General features: G+C 61.2%; 18 protein-coding genes. 3 read left to right on the forward strand and 15 right to left on the reverse strand.

Annotation, left to right across the window (positions count from 1 at the left end; translation table 11 throughout):
• Positions 1-28 precede the first annotated feature (28 nt).
• Together KHP07_RS08870 and KHP07_RS08875 are read right to left on the reverse strand one after the other, a co-directional pair.
• Complete coding sequence (locus KHP07_RS08870) at positions 29-2284, reverse strand: ATP-dependent DNA helicase (protein WP_214497040.1); 2256 nt, start codon at positions 2282-2284, stop codon at positions 29-31.
• Entirely contained in the window at positions 2281-3927 is a 1647-nt protein-coding gene (locus KHP07_RS08875; RefSeq protein WP_214497041.1) for a VRR-NUC domain-containing protein, read from the reverse strand. The genes KHP07_RS08870 and KHP07_RS08875 overlap by 4 nt, the downstream gene beginning before the upstream one ends.
• 186 nt (positions 3928-4113) lie before the next feature.
• Between KHP07_RS08875 and KHP07_RS08880 the strand changes: the two genes are divergently transcribed.
• Positions 4114-4338: a YgdI/YgdR family lipoprotein gene (locus tag KHP07_RS08880; protein ID WP_078048419.1), complete on the forward strand. Its 225-nt coding sequence runs from the start codon at positions 4114-4116 to the stop codon at positions 4336-4338.
• 125 nt (positions 4339-4463) lie between these two features.
• Here KHP07_RS08880 and KHP07_RS08885 read toward each other — a convergent pair whose 3' ends face one another.
• The 8 genes from KHP07_RS08885 to KHP07_RS08920 all read right to left on the reverse strand — a co-directional run bounded on the left by KHP07_RS08885 (position 4464) and on the right by KHP07_RS08920 (position 15100).
• Positions 4464-5873 (reverse strand): polyurethane esterase, encoded by a 1410-nt coding sequence (locus KHP07_RS08885; protein WP_099492016.1) that lies wholly within the window; start codon positions 5871-5873, stop codon positions 4464-4466.
• A 35-nt stretch (positions 5874-5908) separates the two neighbouring features.
• A complete protein-coding gene (locus KHP07_RS08890) occupies positions 5909-7237 on the reverse strand; it encodes a TolC family outer membrane protein (RefSeq protein WP_214497042.1) in 1329 nt (442 codons plus the stop codon).
• Between the two features lie 2 nt (positions 7238-7239).
• Positions 7240-8553, reverse strand: coding sequence for an HlyD family type I secretion periplasmic adaptor subunit (locus tag KHP07_RS08895; RefSeq protein ID WP_214497043.1), 1314 nt, complete (start codon positions 8551-8553; stop codon positions 7240-7242).
• A complete protein-coding gene (locus KHP07_RS08900) occupies positions 8550-10301 on the reverse strand; it encodes a type I secretion system permease/ATPase (protein WP_078048415.1) in 1752 nt (583 codons plus the stop codon). Before KHP07_RS08900 ends, KHP07_RS08895 begins: the two co-directional genes overlap by 4 nt.
• Before the next feature lie 103 nt (positions 10302-10404).
• Complete coding sequence (locus tag KHP07_RS08905; protein WP_214497044.1) at positions 10405-10773, reverse strand: protease inhibitor Inh/omp19 family protein; 369 nt, start codon at positions 10771-10773, stop codon at positions 10405-10407.
• A gap of 49 nt (positions 10774-10822) precedes the next feature.
• The gene (locus KHP07_RS08910; RefSeq protein ID WP_078048413.1) at positions 10823-12256 is read right to left on the reverse strand and encodes a serralysin family metalloprotease; all 1434 of its coding nucleotides are present in this window, start codon (positions 12254-12256) and stop codon (positions 10823-10825) included.
• Positions 12257-12622: 366 nt separating this feature from the next.
• Positions 12623-13726, reverse strand: a complete 1104-nt coding sequence (locus KHP07_RS08915; protein WP_214497045.1) for a DmpA family aminopeptidase — start codon at positions 13724-13726, stop codon at positions 12623-12625.
• Between the two features lie 9 nt (positions 13727-13735).
• On the reverse strand, positions 13736-15100 hold the full coding sequence (locus KHP07_RS08920; protein WP_214497046.1) for an APC family permease: 1365 nt from the start codon (positions 15098-15100) through the stop codon (positions 13736-13738).
• 199 nt (positions 15101-15299) lie between these two features.
• On the opposite strand from KHP07_RS08920, the gene KHP07_RS08925 reads away from it, so the two are divergent.
• Positions 15300-16085, forward strand: a complete 786-nt coding sequence (locus KHP07_RS08925; RefSeq protein ID WP_068933223.1) for a helix-turn-helix transcriptional regulator — start codon at positions 15300-15302, stop codon at positions 16083-16085.
• Positions 16086-16217: 132 nt separating this feature from the next.
• On the opposite strand, the gene KHP07_RS08930 is transcribed toward KHP07_RS08925, so the two are convergent.
• The 4 genes from KHP07_RS08930 to KHP07_RS08945 all read right to left on the reverse strand — a co-directional run bounded on the left by KHP07_RS08930 (position 16218) and on the right by KHP07_RS08945 (position 20046).
• Complete coding sequence (locus KHP07_RS08930; RefSeq protein ID WP_078048410.1) at positions 16218-17297, reverse strand: polyamine ABC transporter substrate-binding protein; 1080 nt, start codon at positions 17295-17297, stop codon at positions 16218-16220.
• Between the two features lie 88 nt (positions 17298-17385).
• Positions 17386-17754, reverse strand: coding sequence for a cupin domain-containing protein (locus KHP07_RS08935; protein ID WP_099492009.1), 369 nt, complete (start codon positions 17752-17754; stop codon positions 17386-17388).
• 26 nt (positions 17755-17780) lie between these two features.
• Positions 17781-19187, reverse strand: coding sequence for an NAD(P)/FAD-dependent oxidoreductase (locus tag KHP07_RS08940; protein ID WP_214497047.1), 1407 nt, complete (start codon positions 19185-19187; stop codon positions 17781-17783).
• A gap of 49 nt (positions 19188-19236) precedes the next feature.
• Positions 19237-20046: a helix-turn-helix transcriptional regulator gene (locus tag KHP07_RS08945; protein ID WP_214497048.1), complete on the reverse strand. Its 810-nt coding sequence runs from the start codon at positions 20044-20046 to the stop codon at positions 19237-19239.
• Positions 20047-20303: 257 nt separating this feature from the next.
• Between KHP07_RS08945 and KHP07_RS08950 the strand changes: the two genes are divergently transcribed.
• Positions 20304-20576: a DUF1652 domain-containing protein gene (locus KHP07_RS08950; protein WP_049708382.1), complete on the forward strand. Its 273-nt coding sequence runs from the start codon at positions 20304-20306 to the stop codon at positions 20574-20576.
• 73 nt (positions 20577-20649) lie between these two features.
• On the opposite strand, the gene KHP07_RS08955 is transcribed toward KHP07_RS08950, so the two are convergent.
• Positions 20650-23103 (reverse strand): UvrD-helicase domain-containing protein, encoded by a 2454-nt coding sequence (locus KHP07_RS08955; protein WP_214497049.1) that lies wholly within the window; start codon positions 23101-23103, stop codon positions 20650-20652.
• Positions 23104-23123: the final 20 nt, after the last annotated feature.

Raw genomic sequence — 23123 nt, forward strand, 5'->3', positions numbered from 1 at the left:
CACCAGCATCATTGATGGCGGGAATAACTCATGCAACCGCCCACCAGCGTGGCAACAACTGGCGTACCCGCGCTTCGCCGAAGCGGTCATCGATCAACATCACCACGCCACGGTCCTGCTGGCTGCGGATCACCCTGCCCGCGGCCTGTACCACCTTCTGAATGCCTGGGTACAGGTAGGTGTAGTCGTAGCCTGCACCGAATATCGCGCCCATGCGCAGTTTCATCTGCTCATTGACCGGGTTGAGTTGGGGCAAACCGAGGGTGGCGATGAAGGCGCCGATCAAGCGGGCGCCGGGCAGGTCGATGCCTTCGCCGAAGGCGCCGCCGAGCACAGCAAAACCAATGCCCTGGCTGTGTTCGGTGAATTGGTCGAGAAACGCCTGGCGCTCGGCTTCGGCCATGCCGCGTGACTGCTGCCACCGTGTGATCTGCGGATGTCGCTCGGCCAGCAACTGCGCCACTTGTTGCAGGTAATCAAAGCTTGAGAAGAACGCCAGGTAGTTGCCAGGCTGCCCGGTGTACTGGCGGGCGATCAGCTCAACGATGGGTTCCAGGGAGGCATGGCGATGCACGAAACGCGTGGAGATTTCATCGACGATACGCACCTGCAATTGCTCGGCCTTGAACGGTGACTCCACATCGACCCATGCCGTGTCGGCCGGCAAGCCCAGCAAGTCGGCGTAGTAATGCCGCGGGCTCAGGGTTGCGGAAAACAGCACGCTGCTGCGGGCAGCGGTCAATCGTGGGCGGATGAATTCGGCAGGCACCACGTTGCGCAGGCACAGGGTCGAGCTGCTGCGCTTGCCACTGAGCTGACGCTTGCTGATATCGAAGATGAAGTGTTCATTGAACAGCTCGGCGACTTTGGCAAATTGCAGCACGTCGAAATAGAAGGCTTGCAGGTCGCCACTCAGTGACTCGGGATGGTCATTGAAATATTCGCCCATGCTGCTGGCGCACAGGCTCAAGGCCTGCAGCAGTTTTTCCGGGCGTGCGGCGTAGGCCTGGTAGGGCGCGAGCTGGTCCTTGTGCAGCGCATTCCACTCACGGTTGAGGCGCTGCAAGGGTTTCTTCAACGGCTCGGGAGCGGTGTCGCGCAGGGTCTTGAGGTGGTACTGGTCAAGACTGGCGCTGTACATCGCGCGGGCCCGTTCGACCAGATTGTGCGCCTCGTCCACCAGCACCGCCGCCCGCCATTGATTGAGCTGGGCCAGGCCGAACAGCATGGCGCCAAAGTCGAAATAGTAATTGTAGTCGGCGACTACCAGGTCGGCCCATCGCGCCATTTCCTGGCTCAGGTAATAGGGGCAGACGTCATGGGCCAGGGCGACGTCGCGCAGGTTGCGCTGGTCGAGCAGGCGCACCTTGGACGCGGCGATACGTGCGGCGGGCAAACGGTCATAGAAACCCTTGGCCAAGGGGCAGGAGTCACCGTGACAGGCTTTGTCGAGGTGTTCGCAGGCTTTGTCCCGCGCCACCAACTCCAGCACGCGCAGTTGCAGGTCGGGGCTGCTGGCATACAGCACGTCGGCAGCATCAAGGGCGAGTTTGCGGCCGGGGGTCTTGGCGGTGAGGAAGAACAGCTTGTCCAGTTGCTGGGGCGCCAGGGCCTTGAGCAAGGGGAAAATCGTGCCGATGGTCTTGCCGATGCCGGTAGGCGCCTGGGCCATCAGGCAGCGGCCGGTGCTGACGGCCTTGTACACCGTTTCGGCAAGCGAGCGCTGGCCAGGGCGGAAGCCGGCATGGGGGAATGCCAGGGTCTGCGCGGCGCTGTTGCGCGCTTCGCGGTGCGCCATTTCCTGCTGGGCCCAACCGAGGAACAGTGCGCATTGCTGATTGAAGAACGGCTCCAGTTCACTGGCGTGGAAGCGTTGGTTGAGCAGCGTCTCGCCTTCGCCGACGATATCGAAGTACACCAGCGCCAGGTCGATCTCGGAAAGACCGAGTTTCTGGCACATCAACCAGCCATACACTTTGACCTGGGCCCAATGCAGTTGCCGATGGTTGGCGGGCTGGGCGTCGAGGTCGCCGCGATAGGTCTTCACTTCTTCCAGGCGGTTGGCGTCCGGGTCGTAGCCGTCTGCCCTGCCCCGCACCGTCAACTGCTGATACACACCCTCGAGCGCCACTTCATTCTGGTAGTGCTGGCTGCGCCGTGAGGCGACGGTGCGATGGCCGACAATGCCTTCCTGGGCGCTGGGCGACGGCGTGAAGCGCAGGTCGAGGTCACCGACCTTGGCCGTGAATTCACACAGCGCACGCACGGCAACGCTGTAGCTCAAGCGGACGCTGCCCAGCGCACATAGCAGACGGTCACCGGCATCTGGTATTCGCCACAGAACTCCAGCCAGCGCAATTGGTTGTCTTGCAGGCGATCGCCGGGGCCCTTGACCTCGATCATGCGGTAGGTCTTTTGTGCCGGCCAGAACTGGATCAAATCCGGCATGCCGGCGCGGTTGGCGCGGATGTCCAGCAGCAGCCGTTCAAACCAGTAGCGCAGGTGTTCGGCGGGCAGACAGGCCAGGGCCTGTTCCAGCAGTTCTTCGCTGAGCAAGTTCCAGAACACGAAGGGCGACTGGATCCCCCACTTTTCGCTGTAGCGCTGGCGGATGGTGGCTTTGTAGCGCTCGTCCTGCAGTTGCTCGAAACAGGCGGCGAACAGTGGCGCGCGGCGCGGGTGGAAGTCTTCGCTGTGCAAATCCGCCGGCCCGCGTTGGAACGGGTGAAAAAACGATCCCGGTAAGGGGGCAAAGATCACGTCCCAGCACAGCAGGCCGAACAGCGAATTGATCAGCCCATTTTCAACGTAGTGCACCGGCCCATCGGGCTCGCTGAGGTGCGCCTGCACGCAGTATTCCACCGGCATCAACGGTTCCGGGAGCGCGAGGTCCAGGTCCAGGCGCGTGACGGGCCGGGGCTTGACCTTGGGCAAGGCCGGCTCGCCCAGTTTGCGCCGCAGGCGTGGCATCACGCGCAGCAGGTGCTGCTGTTCGGCGGCGCTTTCCGGGGCTTGTTGGGCGGTGTTCGCCAGGGCCATGGCTTGCACGTAGTCCTCCTGGCGTTCCAGCACGCGGATCAACCGTGAGCGGGCGCCGGGGTAGGCACAGGTGCGATAGATGCGTTCCGCCAGCGCCAATTCGGCCGTGCGCTCGCAATATTGGCCCACCTGGAACAATAGCTTGGCCCGGCGTTTTTCCAGCCAAGGGTTATCAGTTTGCAGCGTTGCAACCTGGGCCAATACCGCCTCCAGTGCGTCACCGGTTTCAAAGGCCTGCTGGCACTGGTGCAGGAACAGAAAGCCCAGCACGTCGTCACGGCTGCGCAAACCCCGGGATTCGGCGCAGAACTCGACTTTTTCGTAGGTGTAGATGCCCAGGTCCGCCAGCACGAATTCGGACCAGTCCTGATGCAGGTTGCCAAAGAACATCAAGCGCAGGCGATCGCACAGTTCCATCACAGTGAGGCTGTACAACGTGTCGGCCAGATCAGGGCACCAGTTGGCAAAGCAGCGGCTGTCGGTGAAGTGCGCCGACAACCCTGCCAGCCAATCGGCTTTCTTACCCTTGGGCTGGTCGATCCAGGGTTTGAACGCTGCGAGCAGCTCGCCTTTTTGCAGCAAGGCGAACAGCTCTTCAAAGGCCAGCAGGCATTCGTTATCCACCCAGCCCAGGGCCAGCAGTGGCTCAGCTGCCGCATGGGGGCAACCGATCTCCAGGTAATTGAGCTTGCCCGCACGAAAATGCACACCTTTGCGCATCACCATGCGCACCAACAACGCCTGTGACGCTTGCGGCAACCTGTCAAATTGCTGAATGAAATGCGCTTCGTCAGCATCGAGCAAGTCTGCATAGCGCTGCCCCAGCCATTGCAGGACCTGGCGGAAGTTATGCAGGTAATAGAGCGGTTCTTCAAGGGGATTGGCCATGGTGCGCAGCGATCAAATACTGGTTATGCATACAGAGTGCCGTCGCTAATGCCAGGTTGCAATCGGTAACAGATAAATGGCGCCTGCAACTTTTTGCATAAAAGTGATCAGATGGGGGAGTTGATGGCGTAACATTTGTTGCCCGCGGCCTCTGGCGTGGGACTTTTCAAGGTTAAGGTAAGGGTTATGAACATGAAGAATTTGGGGCTGCCACTGGTTGCACTCACTTTTCTGGTATTGGCCGGTTGCGCAACGCAAACCGTAGTGACACTGCAAAACGGCACGCAGTATTTGACCAAGGACACCCCAAAAACCAAGACCGCCGACGGCTTTTACGAATTCACCGACATCGCCGGCAAGCGTGTACGGGTCAAGGCCGACGACGTGGCCACCGTGCGCCAGGAAAACTGATCCCCCCGAAGCGGGCTTGCTGTGGTGAGCGGGCTGCTGTGGTGAGCGGGCTTGCCCCGCGCTGGGCTGCGAAGCAGCCCCATCAAAATCGCCCCACCGCCGCAGAAAGCCCGCCCATTCCAGTCCTACCCGATCACCACCTCGCCCAACCCTCCACTCACGCCCACCAACGTCACCGTATCCCCCCCAACACTGATCACCGTATCCCCGCCGTACTCACGGTAATCCACACTCCCCTCCACCCCTTTGAACACCAACGTGTCCGTCGACTGGTACCCGATCACTCGGTCCTGGCCAAAGTGCCCGCTGAACAAAAAGGTGTTATGCCCGCTGTTATCACGGATCGTGTCATTGCCCTTGCCGCCTTCGATAAAGTCCGCGCCCTTCCCGCCCTGGATCAAGTCATTGCCGTCACTGCCAATGATGAAGGTATTGCCTTTGTGCGGCTCGGCGTTGCGGTTGAGGTCCTGCACCCAGGTGTTGGCCCGCGCCGGGTCTGACAGGTTGGCGACGATCACCGTGGAGTCACGGGTCATCTGCTCATAAAAGCCCGATTCGAGAATGCGCGTCATGCCATCGCCATAGCCGGTGGGCAGGTGCGAGATCCAGGTCGGCAGGTTGACGATGGAAAACGGCAGCACATTCCACAGCGTCGAGGCGTAGTGGTCGTTGAAGCTGACGATATTGTCGGTGGTCGACTCATGGGGTTTGTCGTGCACGCCCAGTGACGACAGGTTGAACGATGAGCCATCCAGCGCACGGAATACCGGGTCGTTCTCGTAGCCGATATTGAGCACCTTGTCGCCGGCGCTCTGGGTGGGCGATGCGTAGGCCACGTAGTTGGCGTCCTTGTAGAAGCCGGCCCACTTATCGGTACTCAGGTCCGCCATGCTATTGACCGCGAGGCCGCCCAGGCTATGGCCGCTGACCACCACATCCTTGCCGCTCAAGCCATGGGCGCTGGCGTAGTCAGCCACATTCTTGAGCAAGCCGCCAAAGGCCTCGCCCACGTAATTCTTCGCATAGTCCTTGGGCCCTAGCGCCGCAAGCAAGTCGCTGACCAGGTCGCCGATGGAGTCGCTGATCAAGGTCTCCCGAGGCCCGGAGGTGCCGCGAAATCCGATGCCGACTTCCAGCAATTTGCCAGCGTCATCGTACTTGCCCAGCACCTCGACCTGGGCGGTGGTGTAGCCCGCCTTCTCGCCGAAAAACGTACCCCGCGCATCGACCTTGCCGCCATAGCCCAGGGTACTGGCGCTGATCGGCGTCCAGCCGGCCTTTTGCACCGCGTCCAATGCCGCTTTTTCCGAATCCGGGTTCCACGGGATGCCCGGGATCACGCCCTGGGAATCCGTGCTGCCCAGCAATGCCCCGACCAACGTGGCCGGCAATCCCAGCCCCAGGCCATTGTGCTGGTAACCCACGGCAAAACCGTTATCCAGGTTGTGATAGCTGTACAACGTGATCGCCATCGCATCCGCAAACAAGGCCTTAGAGCCCTCGCTGCCGAGGTTTTTATAGTCAAATACACCCATATCGATCCCTCTCTTATTGTTGTCAAACCCCACAATCAACGCCCAAACGCCTCATCCACCTTGGCCAAATCGGTATCGCGCAGGTTGCCCGCGTAGTAATGCAACTTGGTCCACGCCATCAAGTAGTCATACCGCGCCTGCGCGAGATCACGCCGAGTGCTGTACAACTGCTGCTCGGCGTTCAGTGCATCAAGGTTGACCCGCTCCCCGCCCAGGATGCTTTGCTTGGTCGACACCACCAGCGCCTCCGCCGACACCAGAGCCTTCTGATACGCCCTCAGCTTGCTCACCCCTGACAGACACGCGCTGAACTGTCGACGCAGCTCGATCAGGGTTTCGCGGGTCTTGCCTTCAAGCTCGTACTCGGCCTGCTCCATGGCACGGCTGGCCTGGCGGGTCGACGCCGAGATGCCGCCCCCGGCATACAGCGGCAGGCTGACTTCGACGCCGATGGTGTTGGTGTCATAGCGCTGGTTGTAGGTGTTGCCGCTGTCAGACTCCTGCTGACGCGAGCTGGCATATGCGGTGACCTTGGGCAAGTGCCCGGCGCGGTTGCGCTCCACTTCATAGCGCGCCACCTCCAGGGCCTGGCGCTGGGACGCCAGCGTGGGGTTGTTGCTGATCGCCAGTTCATGCCAGGTGTCGTAGTTGGCCGGGGTCAGGGCGAACGCGGCAAAACCCTGGTTCAGCGGTGCCAGGTCATCGATGTTGACGCTTTGCACGCCGATCAAGGCGCCCAGTTCGCGCAAAGACGCATCCTGCTCATCCAGCGCCTGGATCTCTTCGGCGGTGGCCAGTTCGTAGCGCGATTCGGCTTCGAGAATGTCCGTGCGGGTCCCCTCGCCTTGCTGGAACAAATGCCGGTTCTGCTGGAACTGTTGCTCGAACGCCTTTTTCTTGGCGCGAGCGATATCGATCTGGTCCTGGGCAAACAGCGCCTGGGTGTAATAGCTCAACACCCGCACCAGCAGCGCCTGGCTCTTGTCGCGAAAGCTCTCATCGGCAAACAGCGCCTGGGCCACGCCCTTGCGGTAGTTGGCGTAAGCCTCGTAGTCGAACAGCGGCTGTTGCAGGCTGAACGTTGAACCGTAGCTGTTGTAGTTGCGGTCGTCGTGATAAGTGCCTCCGCGCCCGTCCGGCAGGGTGGCCCGGGAGTTATTGCGACCCTTGTTGTAGTTGTAGGACAGCTTGGGCAGCAGGCCGGCGCGGCCAATGGCGCGGTTTTCCAGGCCGGCGTCGCGCTCCTTGATGGCGCCGAGGAATACCGGGTCATTACGCAAGGCCTGCTCGTACACATCGAACGGGCCCATGGCCGCCTGGGCAGTGGAGCAGGTCAACAACAAGGCGATAAACACAGGTTTCATGTCTATTCCTCGGTCAACGCGGAGCCGGCGCGGTCGAGCAGCGGCTTGAACAGATAGTTGAGCAACGAGCGCTCGCCGGTGCGCACGAACATCTCGGCGGGCATGCCTGGCTTGATCACCAGGCCGTGGAGTTTTTCCAGCGCGGCGTCGCTGACTGTGGTGCGCAGCACGTAATAGGGCGCGCCGGTCTTTTCGTCGAGCATCTGGTCGGCGGAAATCAGGCTGACCTCCCCCGGTACCCGAGGGGTGCGGCTTTGGTTGAAGGCGGTGAACAGGATGTCGACTGGCAGGTGCGTGCCAACCTTGTCCACCAAGTGCACCGGCAAGTGCCCTTCCACCTCCAGGCGTGTGCCCTGGGGCACGATTTCCAGCAAGGTTTCACCGGCGCGCACCACGGCGCCCTCGGTGTGCACACTGAGATTGACCGCGATGCCGTCTGCCGGGGCATTGATTTCGCTGTGTTGCAGGTCAAACCCGGCGGAGGTGAGTTGCTGTTCCAGGGTCAGGCTGCGCAGTTGCGCGTCGGCCAGTTGGCTGCGCACTTCCTTCTGGTATTCCTCGCTGTGCTGTTGCAATTTCAGACGCGATTCAAGAATGCCCTGCTCGACACGGCCACTTTCCCCGGTGTTTTGCGCCAAGTCCTGCTGCACCTGGGACAACTGGCGCTGGTACTCCATCAGCCGGTTACGCGGGATGTAGCCGTTGTCCGCCAAGGGCTGCAGGTTGCTCAGTTGGTCGCGCAGGGATTGCGCCTGGGCGGTGAGGTCACTGCGGGCACGGCGCATGCCGCCCAGCTGCGCCGTGGCGCCGTCGATACTCGCGCGGATGCCGGCCTGCTCGCGGGCAAAGGCTTCGCGACGGCTGCTGAACAACTGGCGCTGGCCTTCAAGCACCAACGCCAGGGCCGGGTCGGGATTGGCGCTCAGTTCAGCGGGAAAGCGGATGCTGGTGTGGTTGTCCCGTTCGCTTTGCCAGCGTGCCACGCTGGCCCAGGCCATGCGGTACTGGGCCTGCAGGGACTGCACGTCGGCCTGGTGCTGGGTCTGGTCGAGACGAAACAGCGGCTGGCCCTGTTTCACATGCTCGCCCTCCTTCACCAGAATCCGGCTGACCACGCCAGGGCTCAAGGTCTGCACAGCCTTGCGCTTACCCGACACCACCACCGTGCCCTGGACCGGAATGCCTTGGTCCAAGGGCGCCAGGCTGGCCCACAGGAAAAACCCACCGGCACCGACCAGCGTCAGCAGCCAACCCATGCGCGCAAAAAACCGGGCGTCGCGCTCTTTGAAGCGTGGTTCAACAGTGATGCTGCTCATGCGCCTGGATTCCTTCCGGCCTGGTACTGACGACTGAAACTCACGCCGGGTTTTTCCTTCGGCGCCTCCTGCTGACCGGACAATGCCCGCAGCACTTCCTGGCTGGGCCCGAACGCCTGCAGATGCCCGTCGCTGAGCACCAGCAGCTTGTCGGCCTGGGCCAGCGCCGAGGAGCGATGGGTCACCAGCACCACGCTGCTGCCCTGGGCTTTCATCTGCACGATGGCACTGGCCAGGGCGGCCTCGCCGACGGTGTCGAGGTTCGAATTGGGCTCATCCAGCACGATCAGGCGTGGCCCGCCATACAGCGCGCGGGCCAGGGCTACGCGTTGTTTCTGGCCGCCGGACAGGCCGCCGCCGTTGTCGCCAAGCACCGTGTCGTAGCCCTGGGGCAGGCGCAGGATCAGTTCATGCACGCCGGCCTGCTGCGCGGCACGCACCACCTGCTCGGGGTCGGCATCGCGAAAGCGCGCGATATTGTCGGCAATGCTGCCGCTGAACAGCTCGATGTCCTGGGGCAGGTAGCCGATATGCGGGCCAAGGTCGTCGCGATCCCAGCGGTGAATGTCAGCACCGTCCAGGCGCACGGTGCCGGCCAGCGTCGGCCATACCCCCACCAGCACACGGGCCAGGGTCGATTTGCCGGAGCCCGACGCGCCGAGCACACCCAGTACTTCACCAGCACCCAGGTTGAAGCTGACCTGGTGCAACGTCGCCATACGCCGCCCCGGCGGGCCGGCACTGACCTGCTCGAAACTGACCTGGCCCTTGGGCGCCGGCAGCTTCATCTGCTCGACTTCCGGGGGAAACTCACGCAGCAAGTCATCCAGGCGTTGATAGGCCAGCTTGGCCGAACTCCATTGCTTCCACACCGCAATCAACTGGTCGATGGGGCTCAACACCCGGCCCATCAGGATGGAGCCGGCGATCATCATCCCGGCAGTCATGTCGCCCCTGATCACCAGCAGTGCGCCCAGGCCCAGCACCAACGACTGCAGGCACAGGCGCAGGGACTTGCTCAGGGAAGTGATCACCGAACCGGTATCGCTGGCCGCGTTCTGCAGGCCGAGGAACTGCGAGTGCACGGCAAACCAGCGGCTGCGCAGCGCGCCGAGCATGCCCATGGCCTGGATGGTTTCGGCGTTGTGCAAGTGGCTGGTGGCCAATTGCGTGGATTGCTGGGAGTAACCGCTGGCTTCGCCCAACGGCTTTTTGGTCAGGTATTCATTCAGGCACGCCAGCCCGATCAGCAGCACGGCACCCGCCGTGGCCAGCACGCCCAGCCATACGTTGAACAGGAAAATCACAAACAGGTAGATGGGAAACCACGGCGCGTCGAAAAACGCGAACAGCGCAGGCCCCGTGATGAATTGGCGGATGTGGGTCAAGTCGCCCAGGGACTGTCCGGCGTGCCCCTGGCCGCGTTGCAGGTTGCGTTCAAACGCGGCTTTGTAGACGCGCAAGTTGAAGCGCCGCTCCAACTGGCTGCCAATACGGATCACGATAAAACTGCGGATCACTTCCAACAGGCCGATAAAGGCAAAGAAGCCCACGACCATCAGCGTCAACATCACCAGGGTGGTTTCATTCTGGGAGGACAGCACGCGGTCGTACACTTGCAGCATGTAAATCGACGGCACCAGCATCAGCAGGTTAATCAATGCAGTGAAACAGCCCACACTGATCAAAATACCTTTGTATTCACCCAGCGCCTTGAATAACGGCGCGACGGCATGGGACTTCGCCATGGCTTTTTATCTTCCCTGAAGCAAATTACGCGCAATAGTTGCCCCAGCCCCGATGCACGGAGCGGTCAACTAATAAAATCAAGTGATAGGCTTATAACCGCAACTAAGGTGTACGTTGCAATACAACTTCCAGGCCAGTGGGCGTGCGCCCTTTATATTCGCCTTCCTTCTGCCGGTTGAGGTGGGTAATGCCACTGCCTTCGGCGTTCATCAACCAGATCCCGTCCGGTGTTGGGGTCCAGGTCTGGGGCTTGTCGCCCAACCATTGCGCGACGCACGCCACATCACCGCCCAAGGCATTGGCCTGCTCCAACAGGTCCAGCGCGCACACTTGGCCCTGCTGGTGCAACTGCCAATGCCCGGCCAACTGGGCGGTGGTGGGTAATACGAGACTGCTCGCCATTGCGTGGGCTCCTGCCGACACGAACATCACCTGCACGATGCAAATGATCAAAGTGAAAAAACGCTGCATCTTGCTGCTCCAGCCGTAAAGCGCGGCGCCGAAGCGCCGCGCCCGTGCATCACGCCACGATGTCGCTGACCGCTGCCTGGCCGACGGTAGTGACGAGGAAATCCGCCACGCCGTGACCGGAGAAGTCCACTGCCAAGGTGCCCAGGTTGGTACCTGCGGCGTAGGTCAGCACAGCATCGCCGGCATGCCCGGTGAAGGCATTGACGAAGGTCAGGCCTGCACCCTTGGTGATACCGGACAGGTCGATCTTGTCCGAACCCGAGGTAAAGTCAAAGATCTTGTCCGCAGCACCAGGCTTGGAATCGGAGCTGGCACCGAACACAAAGGTGTCGTTGCCCGCGCCGCCCCACAGTTGGTCCGCCCCGCCGCCGCCGTAGATCAGGTCGTTGCCGGCCCCACCCTTGATGACGTTGGCCGCGTTGTTGCCAATGATCAAGTCATTGCCCGCGCCGCCGAAGGCGTTCTCGATGGTCACGCCCTTGGCAATGGACACGTTGCCCACCAGGCCGCCAACGTCGGAGAACGACGCTTCATTGAGGTTGATCTTCTGGTTCTGGGTGAAGCCGGAGAAGTCCAGGGTGTCGTTGCCACCACCGTCCCACACCGAGAACACCAGCTTGTCGGCATTGGAGGTGGCGCTGAGGAAATCACGCCCTGTGTTGGAGTTGAAGCCGTAGGTGGTGTCGCCGGCGCGGGTGTTGTAGTTGGCGCCGTAGAGCTTCTGGATCGCCGCGATGTCGTCGATCAGCGGGCCGGACGCGTAAGCCTCGACCCCGCCTTTGCTGAAGTTCTGGTTGGTGTTGCTCTCGCTCCAGTAGCTCATCAGGCTGTAGCCGCGCGTGTCCTGTCCATAGGTCGCGTCGTTGTAGGTCGGGTTGCCATTCCCGGCGTTGTAGTCGCCAGGGTGGGCCAGGCCCAGGGTGTGGCCGATTTCGTGGGTCAGGGTTTGCCGGCCGTAGTTGTTCAGGTCCGGGGTCTTGTTTGGCGTGTAGCTGTTGTTGGTCAGGTACCACGACGTGCCGTCGTAGCCTGCGCCGGTGCCGGGCAGGTAGGCGAAGGCGGCCGCGCCGTCCTGGCCGCTGCTGTAGTTGCCAAAGGTCATGTGGCCGTCACCGCCGGTGGCTTTCTCGGTGAAGGTGACGTTGGCCACGTCCGCCCAGGATTGCATGGCCAGTACGGCCTGTGCTTTTTGCTGTGCGTTGAACTGGCTGAACCCTGCGATGCCATGTTTGTTCATGGTGCTCGAAGAGGCCGACGTCAGGAAGGTGTAGGTCAGGTCGATCTTGCCGTTGCCGTCAAAGTCCCGGTACGCGGCGCCGTCACGCAGCAGCTGGGTGGCCGCCTGGTCAACGGTATAGGAGGGTTTGCCATTGATCGTGAGGTTGCCGCCACGGTCATACAGATGGCTGAAGCTATCGATTTGCGAGTAAGCGGTGCTGGCTTGCGCCGCCGACACGATAGCCTTGTCTTTTACTTTTGACATAAACGTACTTCCTTGTTTGCAAGTGCATCAGTCTTTGATCGATAGGAACCCCGCGGGCGAGATCGTCCTATCACTCGCCTCTTTTGAAGGCGTAAGAAAACTGACACAACTTGAAATCTTTCGTCTACATCTTTTCCAGCACTAAAAACCGCCGAACCTACAACTAGGGGAAGTTACAGGCCGTGTTTGTTGGGCAGCGTGGCGTTTGTCCGACAAAAAACAACGCCCAGTTATTTAAATATTAAATAGCACTAACGCCGATCAAGTTGACCGGCGCTGTTAGTTATTGGATCCATTATATTGCCAGGGTGTCATTGGCAACATTAAACAGCCACTACTTGTATTAATAACTTCAAGTGGCCCCTATTACCGGGACACACTCCAACCCGTCTTGCTAAGTGCCGACAGTAACGCGTCACCCTTGAGGCCAGGCACTAGGACGCCGTGATCGGTGAGCATGTCCTCCCCGGCCAGGATTGCATTGATAATGGCTTCCTCCACCACCTCCGCCGCAGCGCTGAACAACGGCGAGATATGGTCGTTGTTGACCATCTGCAACGCTGTGCTGAAGGGCAGCTGCCTGCGCCCGTAGTCCGCCGGCGGCAAATTCTGGTTGCCCGTGGCAAACGCCAGGAACAGGTCGCCGCTGGAGTCCTCAGTGCCGCCACCGGTCCGGGCGATGCCGATCGATGCGCGTTGCGCCAGGCGTTGGCATTGGTGCGGCAACAACGGCGCATCGGTGGCCAGGATCACCACGATCGAGCCCATGCCCGGTGTGCCTTGCTCGGCAAATGGCGAGGGAATCTCCATCAGCCGGCGCCCCACCGGGTAGCCATCCACCCGCAGTTCCTGGCGCTTGCCATGGTTGGCTTGCACCAGCACGCCGACGGTCCAGCCGCCCTGCTCCGCCGGCAAGCGCCGCGAGGCCGTGCCGATGCCGCCCTTGAACTCATGGCAGATCATGCCGGTGCCGCCACCGACCGCGCCTTCCTGCACGGGTCCCGTATCGGCGTTGTGCACCGCTTCACGCACGTGCTCGGGGCCGACGTGCTGGCCCCAGATATCGTTGAGCAGGCCGTCATAGGTTTCCATCACCACCGGCATGCACCAGTACACCGCCGGGTCCGCTAGGCGCTCGCGCTCCAGGGCGATCAGGCTGTCGCGTACCGTGCCGATGCTGTGGGTGTTGGTGATGGCCAGCGGCGTGGTCAACAGCCCCGCTTCGCTGATCCACTCAAGGCCGGTGGCGTCGCCATTACCATTGAGCACGTGATAGCCGGCAAAGCACGGTTGCTGGCGTGCCTCGCCAGCACGCGGTTGGATCACGCTGACGCCAGTACGCACCTGCTTGCCGTCGATAAGCGTCTTGATCGTGCTGTGCCCGACCCGGACACCTGGCACGTCGGTGATGGCGTTCCACTCACCGGGCGTGCCCAGGCCCAACGTAATGCCCAAATGACGTGCGCGCATAACCACTCCTTATAATTTCTGGAAGACCGGACTCAACCGGCCACTGATGCAATACAGGATCACCGACAGTGCCAGCAGGCCGATGATAATCATGATGTCCCGCACCGACGCGGCGGCCACCAGGGTGACCAACAGGTACCCCGCGCCCAGTACTGCGAGCAATGCCGGTAGCGGCCACAGCGGCATGCGATAGGGATGCTCGCGATCACGCAGTAACACCCGGCTCATCAGCGCGCTCAACGCCACCACCAGGTACACCAGCATGATCAGCAGCACGCTGAACGAGGTCAGGTCGGCCAGGTTGGAGCTGAAACTCAGCAGCGCCGAAGGAATCGCCAGGAACAGCGTAGCCAACCACGGCGAATCCCAGCGCGGATGAATACGCGTGAACAGCTTGTTGACGGTCGGCGTCCACAGCGCATCGCGCCCGCTGCTGAACACCACGCGGCCGATCTGGATCACGATGGCGACGATCGCATTGAACACCGACAGGAAAATCCCGGCGCTGACCAGGCGCGACAAGGTTTCATTGCCGTGGCTGGTCAACAGGTAGCCGATAGGGTCCGGGCTGCTGATCATCTCGCTCAGGGACGGCGCGCCGATCAACAGTGCGGTGATTGGCACCAGTTCGATGACCACCACCAGGCCAAGGGACCACAGCACCGCCTTGTGCACGCCTTTGCCGCCGCATTTCATGTCCTCGGCGAGCAACACCGCCGGGCCGTAGCCGTTGTAGGAAAACAGGCCGATGCCCACGGCACCGATCACCAGGGCCCAGGGCGCCAGGTGCAGCACGCCGTTTTCGACGATCTGCGGTTGGAACAGCACGCTGGCCGGTTGCACCGGGTTGCCGAAACCAATCACCACGATCACCAGCAAGGCCGCCACTTCCAGCAACAGGCAGGTGCCGGTGATCCAGGCATTGAGCTTGATGTTGAGGATGCCCAGGGCGTAACTGCACACCACGATCACCAGGGCGACGGTCTGGGAGTCGAATGTCGTGCCGAGGGCATTATTCAGGTAGGTCGCCGCGCCCGTGGCCAGTACCGGCGGGATAAACAGCAACATCACCAGCACGGTGAGAAACGTCGCATAGCCGGCCATGCCACCGAACACACGCTTGGCGTACACGTACTCACCGCCGGCGCTGTTGTGGGCGCGGCCGAGTTCGGCATAGCAAAAGGCAAACATCAGCGCGAGCAAACCGGCCATCACAAACGCGAGGAACACGCCGCTGCCGGCCTGCTGGATGGCGAAAGGCGCAATGACGAATACAGAACTGGCCGGCGTCACCGCCGACACGGTAATGGCGACCACATCGAAGACACTCAAGGTGGGTTTCAGCACGCCGTCGGGCGTGGGGGAAGTGCTCATATCGTTATCCTCTGTCGTTGTTCTTGGTGTGAGGCAGAAACGAAAAATCTGATCATCGCGGGATATGTTTCCCGCTGAATGATGAGGACGATAAACACGACGTTTATGTCAGCCAATTCCCCTATTGGCGTACTCCCCTTGACGCCACCCGGCAAAAGCCGAACCCTTGGCCGATCTTTTGCTGGCGGGAGCCTGTCATATGAGCCTGTTTCGGGAGGTTGGCATGCACGCCGGCCTGGGCCGCACCGTCGCGCACATCGGCACCGAGCGTTTCTGGAAACAGCTTGTCTTGTTGCTGCATCAGTGCCTGCCCTTTGATAACGCCCTGGCGATCTACTACCCGGTGGATGGCCCGCCCCAGGCCCTCGAAGAATACGACGCCCAACCCAGCAGCAAACCAGCGTCGATGCTGGTGTACCTCAATGGTTTGTATCTGCTCGACCCGTTTTTCCAGGCCTGTCGCGAGGGCTACGCCAGCGGCGTGTACCGCCTGGAGGAAGTGGCGCCGGATCATTTTCGCCAGAGTGAATACTTCCTCAATTACTTCCATGACAACGTGCTGGAAGACGAGGTGCAATTCATTCTGCAATTGCCGGGCGCGGGGACCTTGTCGCTGTCATTGGGCATGCAGCGGCGCTTCAGCTTTGAAGAGACCGGACTGATGACCACCGTGGCCGCCTGGGTGTTACCGCTGATGCAACAGCACTGGCAGCAAAGCACCCAGCGTGCGCCGGCGATGGACAGTCAGATCAGGGATGCGTTGAGTCAGTTCGGCTGCGGCGTGCTCTCGGACCGCGAACTGGAAATCGCCCGCCTGGTACTGCGCGGGTTCTCCTCCAAGGCCATGGCCGAACGCCTGAACATCTCGCCGGACACGGTGAAGGTGCACCGTCGGCATTTGTACGCGAAGCTGGATATCTCGTCACAGCCGGAGCTGTTTTCGTTGTTTATCCAGTCGTTGGGGCATGACCTGGAAAACCCATGAGCCCGAGGTTGTACTCGGTTTAAATGTGGGAGCGGGCTTGCCCGCGAATGCAGTACACCAGTCGCCAGATTTATTGACCGACACTCCGTATTCGCGGGCAAGCCCGCTCCCACAGGGGGGCGGGCGTCGCACTTACTTACCGGTGCGAATGGTGTTCCACACTCGCGTACGCACCCGGTCGATATTCAACGGCATCGCTTCCAACGCGAACAATTTGCCCATCATTTCCGGGCTCGGATAGACCTTGGTGTCAGACTTGATGGCCGGGTCCACCAGGCTGTCGGCGGCTTGGTTGCCGTTGGCGTAGTGCACGTAGTTGGTGATGCTGGCCATTACTTCCGGGCGCAACAGGTAGTTCATGAATGCGTAGCCGGCTTTTTCGTTGGGTGCATCGGCGGGCATGGCGACCATGTCGAACCAGATCGCAGCGCCTTCCTTGGGAATGTTGTAGCCGATGTTCACGCCGTTCTTGGCTTCCTTGGCACGGCTTTCCGCCTGCAGGATGTCGCCAGAGAAGCCCACCGCTACGCAGATGTCGCCGTTGGCCAGGTCCGCGGTGTATTTCGAGGAGTGAAAGTACGCCACATAAGGTCGCACTTTCATCAGCAGGTCTTCAGCCTTTTTGTAGTCCTCGGGCTTCTTGCTGTGATGTGGCAAACCCAGGTAGTTGAGCGCGGCCGGCAGCAACTCCGGGCCATTATCCAGAATCGCCACCCCGCATTTCTGCAGCTTGGCCATGTTCTCGGGCTTGAAGATCAGGTCCCAGGAATCGACCGGCGCGTTGTCGCCCAGTACCGCCTTGACCTTGTCGATGTTGTAGCCGATGCCGGTACTGCCCCACAGGTACGGAAAGCCATGGGCATTGCCGGGGTCGTTGTTTTCCAGGGCCTTGAGCAGCACCGGGTTGAGGTTTTTCCAGTTGGGCAACTGGCTCTTGTCGAGTTTCTTCAAAGCGCCGCCCTGGATTTGCCGAGCCATGAAATGGTTGGACGGAAACACCACGTCGTAGCCGGATTTACCGGTCATCAACTTGCCGTCGAGGGTTTCATTGCTGTCGTACACGTCGTAGGTGAAACCGATACCGGTTTCTTTCTGGAAGTTCTTGGTGGTGTCCGGCGCAATGTAGTCCGACCAGTTGTAGATTTTCACCGTCTCGGCGGCCTGGCTGATAGAGGCCACCAACATCAAGGGCAACAGGGCAATGGCTTTCATGGTTCGATTTCCTGGCGGTTTTAGGGCTGTTTTTATGGCAGGAGAGCAAAAAGGCAGCTGTAAGTTTTCAGCTGCAAGCCGCAAGTTCTTAGTCTTCAGGCTTGCAGCTAGAAGCTTGCAGCATCAGTACGTAGGTCTTGCGCACGGTCTCCTGGATATCCCAGATACCGGTGCTGTTGGCCGGCAACATCAGTGCGTCGCCGGCTTCTATGTGGACGATTTCGCCGTTGTCCGGGGTGAAGGTGCAGCGGCCCTGGACAAAGTGGCAAAACTCCTGGGATTTGATCTGTCGACGCCAGCGCCCGGGGGTGCACTCCCAGATGCCGGTCTCGACGCCGTCGTTGCGCTCGACGCTCAGGGTCGAGGCCACGGCAATGGGCTCACCCAGCGGCACGGCGACGGGCGACGAGTCCGGCAGGTGGGCGTTCAGCGTGTCTTTGAATTGAGTGATGCTCATGGGTATTCCCGTGTGAGTGAAACGACTTAGTGCATAAAACCTTCCATGAACCCGGCCACGCCGGTCGCCAGCTTGCGGCGCCACGGGGCGGTATTGGGGTTGGCCAACACCTGGTCTTCATGGACAAAACTGCGAATGATCGCGTTGTAGCCGAGCCAGCGGCAGGGTTCGGGCTCCCAGGGCTTGAGTACCTCCAGGCCACGCTCGCGGATGACCCAGGGCTGGTGGGTCAGCGGGGTGTCGTGGCCCAGGATCAGGTCGGCCAGGGTGCGGCCGCCCAGGTTGGTGGCACCGACGCCCTCCCCGCCATACCCGCCAGACAGCGCGATGCCGGTCTTGTGGTCGCAGAGCATGTGCGGGCGGAAATTGCGCGACATGCCCAGGTTGCCACCCCAGGAATGGCTGATCCTTACGTGCTTGAGCTGCGGGAACAGCTCACCGAACAGGTAGCGACGCAGCTCCACCTCACTGTCGGTCAAGTCGAAGTTGTGGCGCAGCTTGCCGGCAAACTGGTAGCCACCGCGGGCACCGAACACCAGGCGGTTGTCCGCCGTGCGCTGGCCGTAGGTGACCTGGCGACTGCTTTCGCCAAAGGCTTGGCCGTGGCTGAGGCCGATCTCATCCCAGGTACTGGCCGGCAATGGCTCCGTGGCGACGATCAGGCTCTGCACCGGCAATTGGTAACGGCCCAGCAGTGGCAACGTGTTCGCGTAGCCCTCCACCGCCGGCACCACCCAGGCTGCGCGCACACTGGCCTTGGCGGTGCGCAGGCTGCCGGATTGCCAGTGGGTAACCGGGCTGTTCTCGTAGATCGTTACACCCATGTTCTCCACCACTCGCGCCAGGCCTCGCACCAGCTTGGCGGGGTTGATGGTCGCGACGTGGGGTGCATAAATGCCGCCATACGGCTTGGCAATGCGGATCTGCTCGGCCAGTTGCTGCGGGCCGAGCCAGCGGTAGTCGGCTTCGGTCAGGCCCTGGGCATAGAGTTTGTCGAGGTAGCGGCGCAGGCTGCCTTCCTGCTCGGGATAGCGTGCGGCGCAGTACAAGGCGCCGCCCTTGCGGTAGTCACAGTCGATGCCTTCACGCGCCAGCACCTGGGCCACTTCGTCAGGGATGGCGTGCAACAGGTCAAACGAGGCGCGGCGTTGTTCGGGGTTCAGGCCGGCAAGCAAGCGGTCCTCCCCCAGCAGGTTGCCCATCAGCCAGCCGCCATTGCGACCGGAGGCGCCGAAGCCGGCGGTCTGTGCCTCGATGATGGCGATTTTCAGCTCGGGGGCCTGGCGTTTCAGGTAATACGCGGTCCACAGCCCGGTGTAACCGGCGCCGATGATGGCCACGTTGACATCCAAGTCATGCGCCAGCGCCGGCCGCGCTTGCAGCGGGTCGTCCAGCTGGTCCATCCATAAACTGATCGTGCGCCATGCCGGCATGCCAGGTTCCCCCACCTCGTTTCGATAGGGTCGATCCTAGAGCGGGCTGTCAGGGGCTGTCTTGCGCGCGTGCACGCAGGGAAATTTGTTTGACGTAGGCCTTGGGCGACTGGCCCGTGTGCTGGCGAAACGCACTGTAGAACGCCGACAGCGAATTGAAGCCTGCGGCAAACGCCAGGTCGTCGATTTTTATCGGGAGGACGGCCTTGTCCAGCGCGGCCAGCAGATGCTGGAGCCTTGCCTGGTTGACATAGCGATAGAAACTTTGGCCCAGCACTTGGTTGAGCAGGTAGGAAATCTGGTTGCGGCTATAGCCACACTCCTTGGCAACCCGCTGCAGGTCCAGCTCTGGGTCCAGGTAGGGTTGCTTGCATTCGAAATACTGCTGCAGGTCATTGGCCATGTGCCCCAATTGCTGGGGCGACAGCCCCAGGCGGCTGACCGAGGGCCGCGCGGCCTGGGCCGGCTGTTCATGCACCAGGGAGGCGTACTCGTTGACCCGCCAGATCAACCCGTCGCGCACCGTGATGGCCTCGCTGGTGCGGAACGACACCAAGCCCTGCCCGCCGCGCAAGGTAATGCGGTACTGGATGAACGCAGTGTCGCCATCGGCGCGGATGCGATCGGTGTGCTCGATCGCCTCGTCGGCCTCGCGTGGCATGCTGGCTTGCAGGTAGTCGCGCAAGTCGGCGAAACCGACGACACGGTTCTGGAAGAAGTCGTGGTACTGGATATCCGGGTGGTAGTAGGACATCACGCCCTCCAGGTCCCGGTGGCGCCAACACAGGTGATGGCGCAGCACCAGCTCGCGAGTGGCGTGGGAGTGCTGGGAGTCATCGTCCAGGGCGATGTCGGGCATGGGCGGCTCTATGGCGGGTAAACCGTGGAGATTGCCGAATTTTGCCAAGGCCATCAATGGCCAATTGGAACTTCTGATTAGTGGCCTTTTGCCCAATTTCAAGTAGGACATGATCCACATCAAACTTATCGAAAACAACCGCCGAACGGAGGCAAAAAACTCACCTTGCGGCTGCGCACGGATGCTATTTTTAAGCCCTTCGATGCCAAGACCAGTGAAGGTCATGGCCCCCTGCCGCGAGCTAAAGGAAGCGCTCAATGAACAAGGTGGGCAATATGAACAAAGTGACGTTCCCCAACGCCTGCCAGCTGATGCGCTGGCATTTTCATCCGATGGGCTTCGAGGGCAGCATGGATGCGCCCGGCAGCATGATCGTCCGCCTGTTCGACCGTGCCAGCGGTGAAACCCTGATCGCCATCGCCGGCATCCCCTGCGCCACCGTGATGAACGCCGCCGATGTAGAGCGGATTATCGAGGCGGTGGAGGATGAATTGGAGTCGTTTGTGCCGCCGCAGTCCCTGCGGGCCTGAGCCGACCTCCGTAGGCGCTGGCTTCGGAGGAGCACCACGTCTTTCCAGGACCTCATGGCCGGCAAGTCGGCTCCTACACTGGGGTTCGTTGGTCGTCGAAGAAGGCTTTCCTGCCATCCACCCGCTCTGACGCTTTCGGCACATTCACCGCCTGGCCTTCGGGCTTTTCCACGTACCAATAGCAATGGCTCACCGCCCGAGTAATGCCCACGTAGGCCAGGCGCAACACTTCGTCCTTTTGCGCAGTGTCGTACGGCTCGCTGTCACCGTCCTTGCCCAGGCCGGCCATGCGGTACACCTGGTTCTTGTACGGTGAGCTGGTCACGTGCTGGCAATCCCCAAGCAGAAATACTGCGTCCGCCTGCAGCCCCTTGGCACTGTGATAGGTCAGTTGCTTTAGCCTGCGTGCCTGGGGTGGCAAGCTAGAATCCACATTAACTACAGACTGAATATGCTCTTGAATCAGTAACTTATCGCTACTTTTTCGATAAAGCATTAACACTGATTCGCCGCGCTGGTAGTGCGCCTGCAACTGCCGCCCCAATGCGGCATCATCGCGCTCCAGCACCTTGACGGGCACCAAATCCTTGGGCGCCCCGCTGGCCTTGGCCTTCTTGCCGGGGATGGCGGGTGCCGCCCGCACAATGTGCTCGGCGGCGTCGATGATGTGTTGATGGCTGCGGTAGTTCTCCCCAAGCATCACGCGAGTGGTGGCGGGTGACGGGAATTCCTGGTTGAACGCCATGAAGTACTTGGGCGAACTCCCGCGCCAGCCGTAGATCGACTGCCAGTCATCCCCCACGCACAACAGCGACGAGCGCTGGGCACCGCGCCCGACGTGCATGGCCGGGCCGCGACTGCGGATCTCGCGCAGGCTGGCGCGGATCCACGAGACAATCTGCGGCGAGACGTCCTGGAACTCGTCGATCATCAAATGCGACAGCGGCCGCAACAGCGGATCACTGAGCAGCTTGAGGTTTTCCGGGGTGTTTTCGCCGAACAGCGAAAACATGCGGTTGTAGGTCATGATCGGTGGCGACTGGTCCAACAGGTGATCTTCCAGGGCCTTCCAGAAGATGCCCAGCGCTTCGAAGAAGAACCGGTCCGGGTCGTCCTTGGCAAAACTCATCTGCCCAACCGCAGTGGGCACGTCCAGCCCCAGGTTTTCGATAAACCCGGCCGCCATCACAAAGCTGTCCAGCAACGGCGCAGAGGCGAGTTCGCCCTTAACCTTGTAATCAAAGCCTGGCCCGGCGCTGGCATCACCGGCCAAACTGCTTAAGAGCCGCTTTGAAGATTCATAACTATCGAGCCATATCAGTGGCTTACGGCAGAAAGCTTGAAACAGGGTGCGCTTTACCGCCCATTCTGCCCGTACGGACAATTTCGAATTTGGCCGGCTGATCTGGGCGTTTTCCCTTGAGTCAAAGCCCAGCACCACCCAGGCGTCCAGCTCCGGTATATAGCCATGGCAGTGAAACTGCGCGCCGTTGATCTCCAGGGTCTGGCGATTGGGCTCGATACCCTTGATCGGCCACGCACCCGCGCGGAACCACAGGTCTTCGATCAGATCGCACAGTTCTTCATCGCGCTTGGCCGCCAGTTCGGTCACGGCCACGCGCTTTTGCACATCGGGATGCTCGCGCTCCAGCTCCTTGAGCTGCAGGCCCTGGCGTGCCAGCGGCGCTATCAGCTCGCGAAAGCGCGCATGCTGGCCGTGCAGACGGTGGTAACAGGCGTTCATCTGCTGGCGTTGGGCGTCGTTGATGCGCAGGTCAAAGGGGTTGCTGTCGACGTCCTCAAAGCCTGCACTGAGGTTTTCGAACGCTTGCAGGCGCTCAAAGCCCGGCAGGCTGCGCACCATCGGCAGGATGCGCGAGTGAAAGGTTCGCACCACGGCCTGCGCTTCTTTCATGCCAAGGGGTTGGCCCCACAGGCTGAGAATTTCCATGAGCTTGTTGATGAAGTCTTTGCGCGACTCACGGGTAAAGGTCACCACCGTCATTGAGCTCAGCTCGAAGCCCAGGTAATGGGTAAGGAGCAAAATACGCAGCACCAGGGAGGTGGATTTGCCCGCACCGGCGCCGGCTATCACTGAGGTCGAAGGCGTATCGCTGAAGATCATCTTCCACTGTGCAGCGCTTGGCTGCGCGTGGGCCGGCAGTAACCGCGCAACGTCAGCCTTGATGCGTTTCTTCAACTCGGCCGTCAGCGGCAGGCGCCAATCATCGAAGAGGCTGTCATCCACACCCGGCGCTCGGTGCTCATCCGGGCGGAAGTCGCGAATCAGCAAGACTTGCCGGCCTTCCTCGATGCCATCGGCCTTGCCCTCGCGGTAGCCGTACTCCACACCTGCCTCATGCCCACTGCGAAAACCGTCGGCCTGCCCGTGCAACCAGGAAAACCGGTGCTGAGCGCGTAAACGGGTCAAGCCATGGCCAAACAGGCGCGCGGCCAGGCGTTTCAATAGCGGCATTTCGGCCAAGGGGCGCAGTTCGGGAGGAAGATCAGGCTTTTGTTGCGACACGCGGACTCCTGCGATGAGCT

The sequence above is a fragment of the Pseudomonas sp. VS40 genome (genome assembly GCF_018587885.1).
Classification (GTDB): Bacteria; Pseudomonadota; Gammaproteobacteria; order Pseudomonadales; family Pseudomonadaceae; genus Aquipseudomonas; species Aquipseudomonas pergaminensis.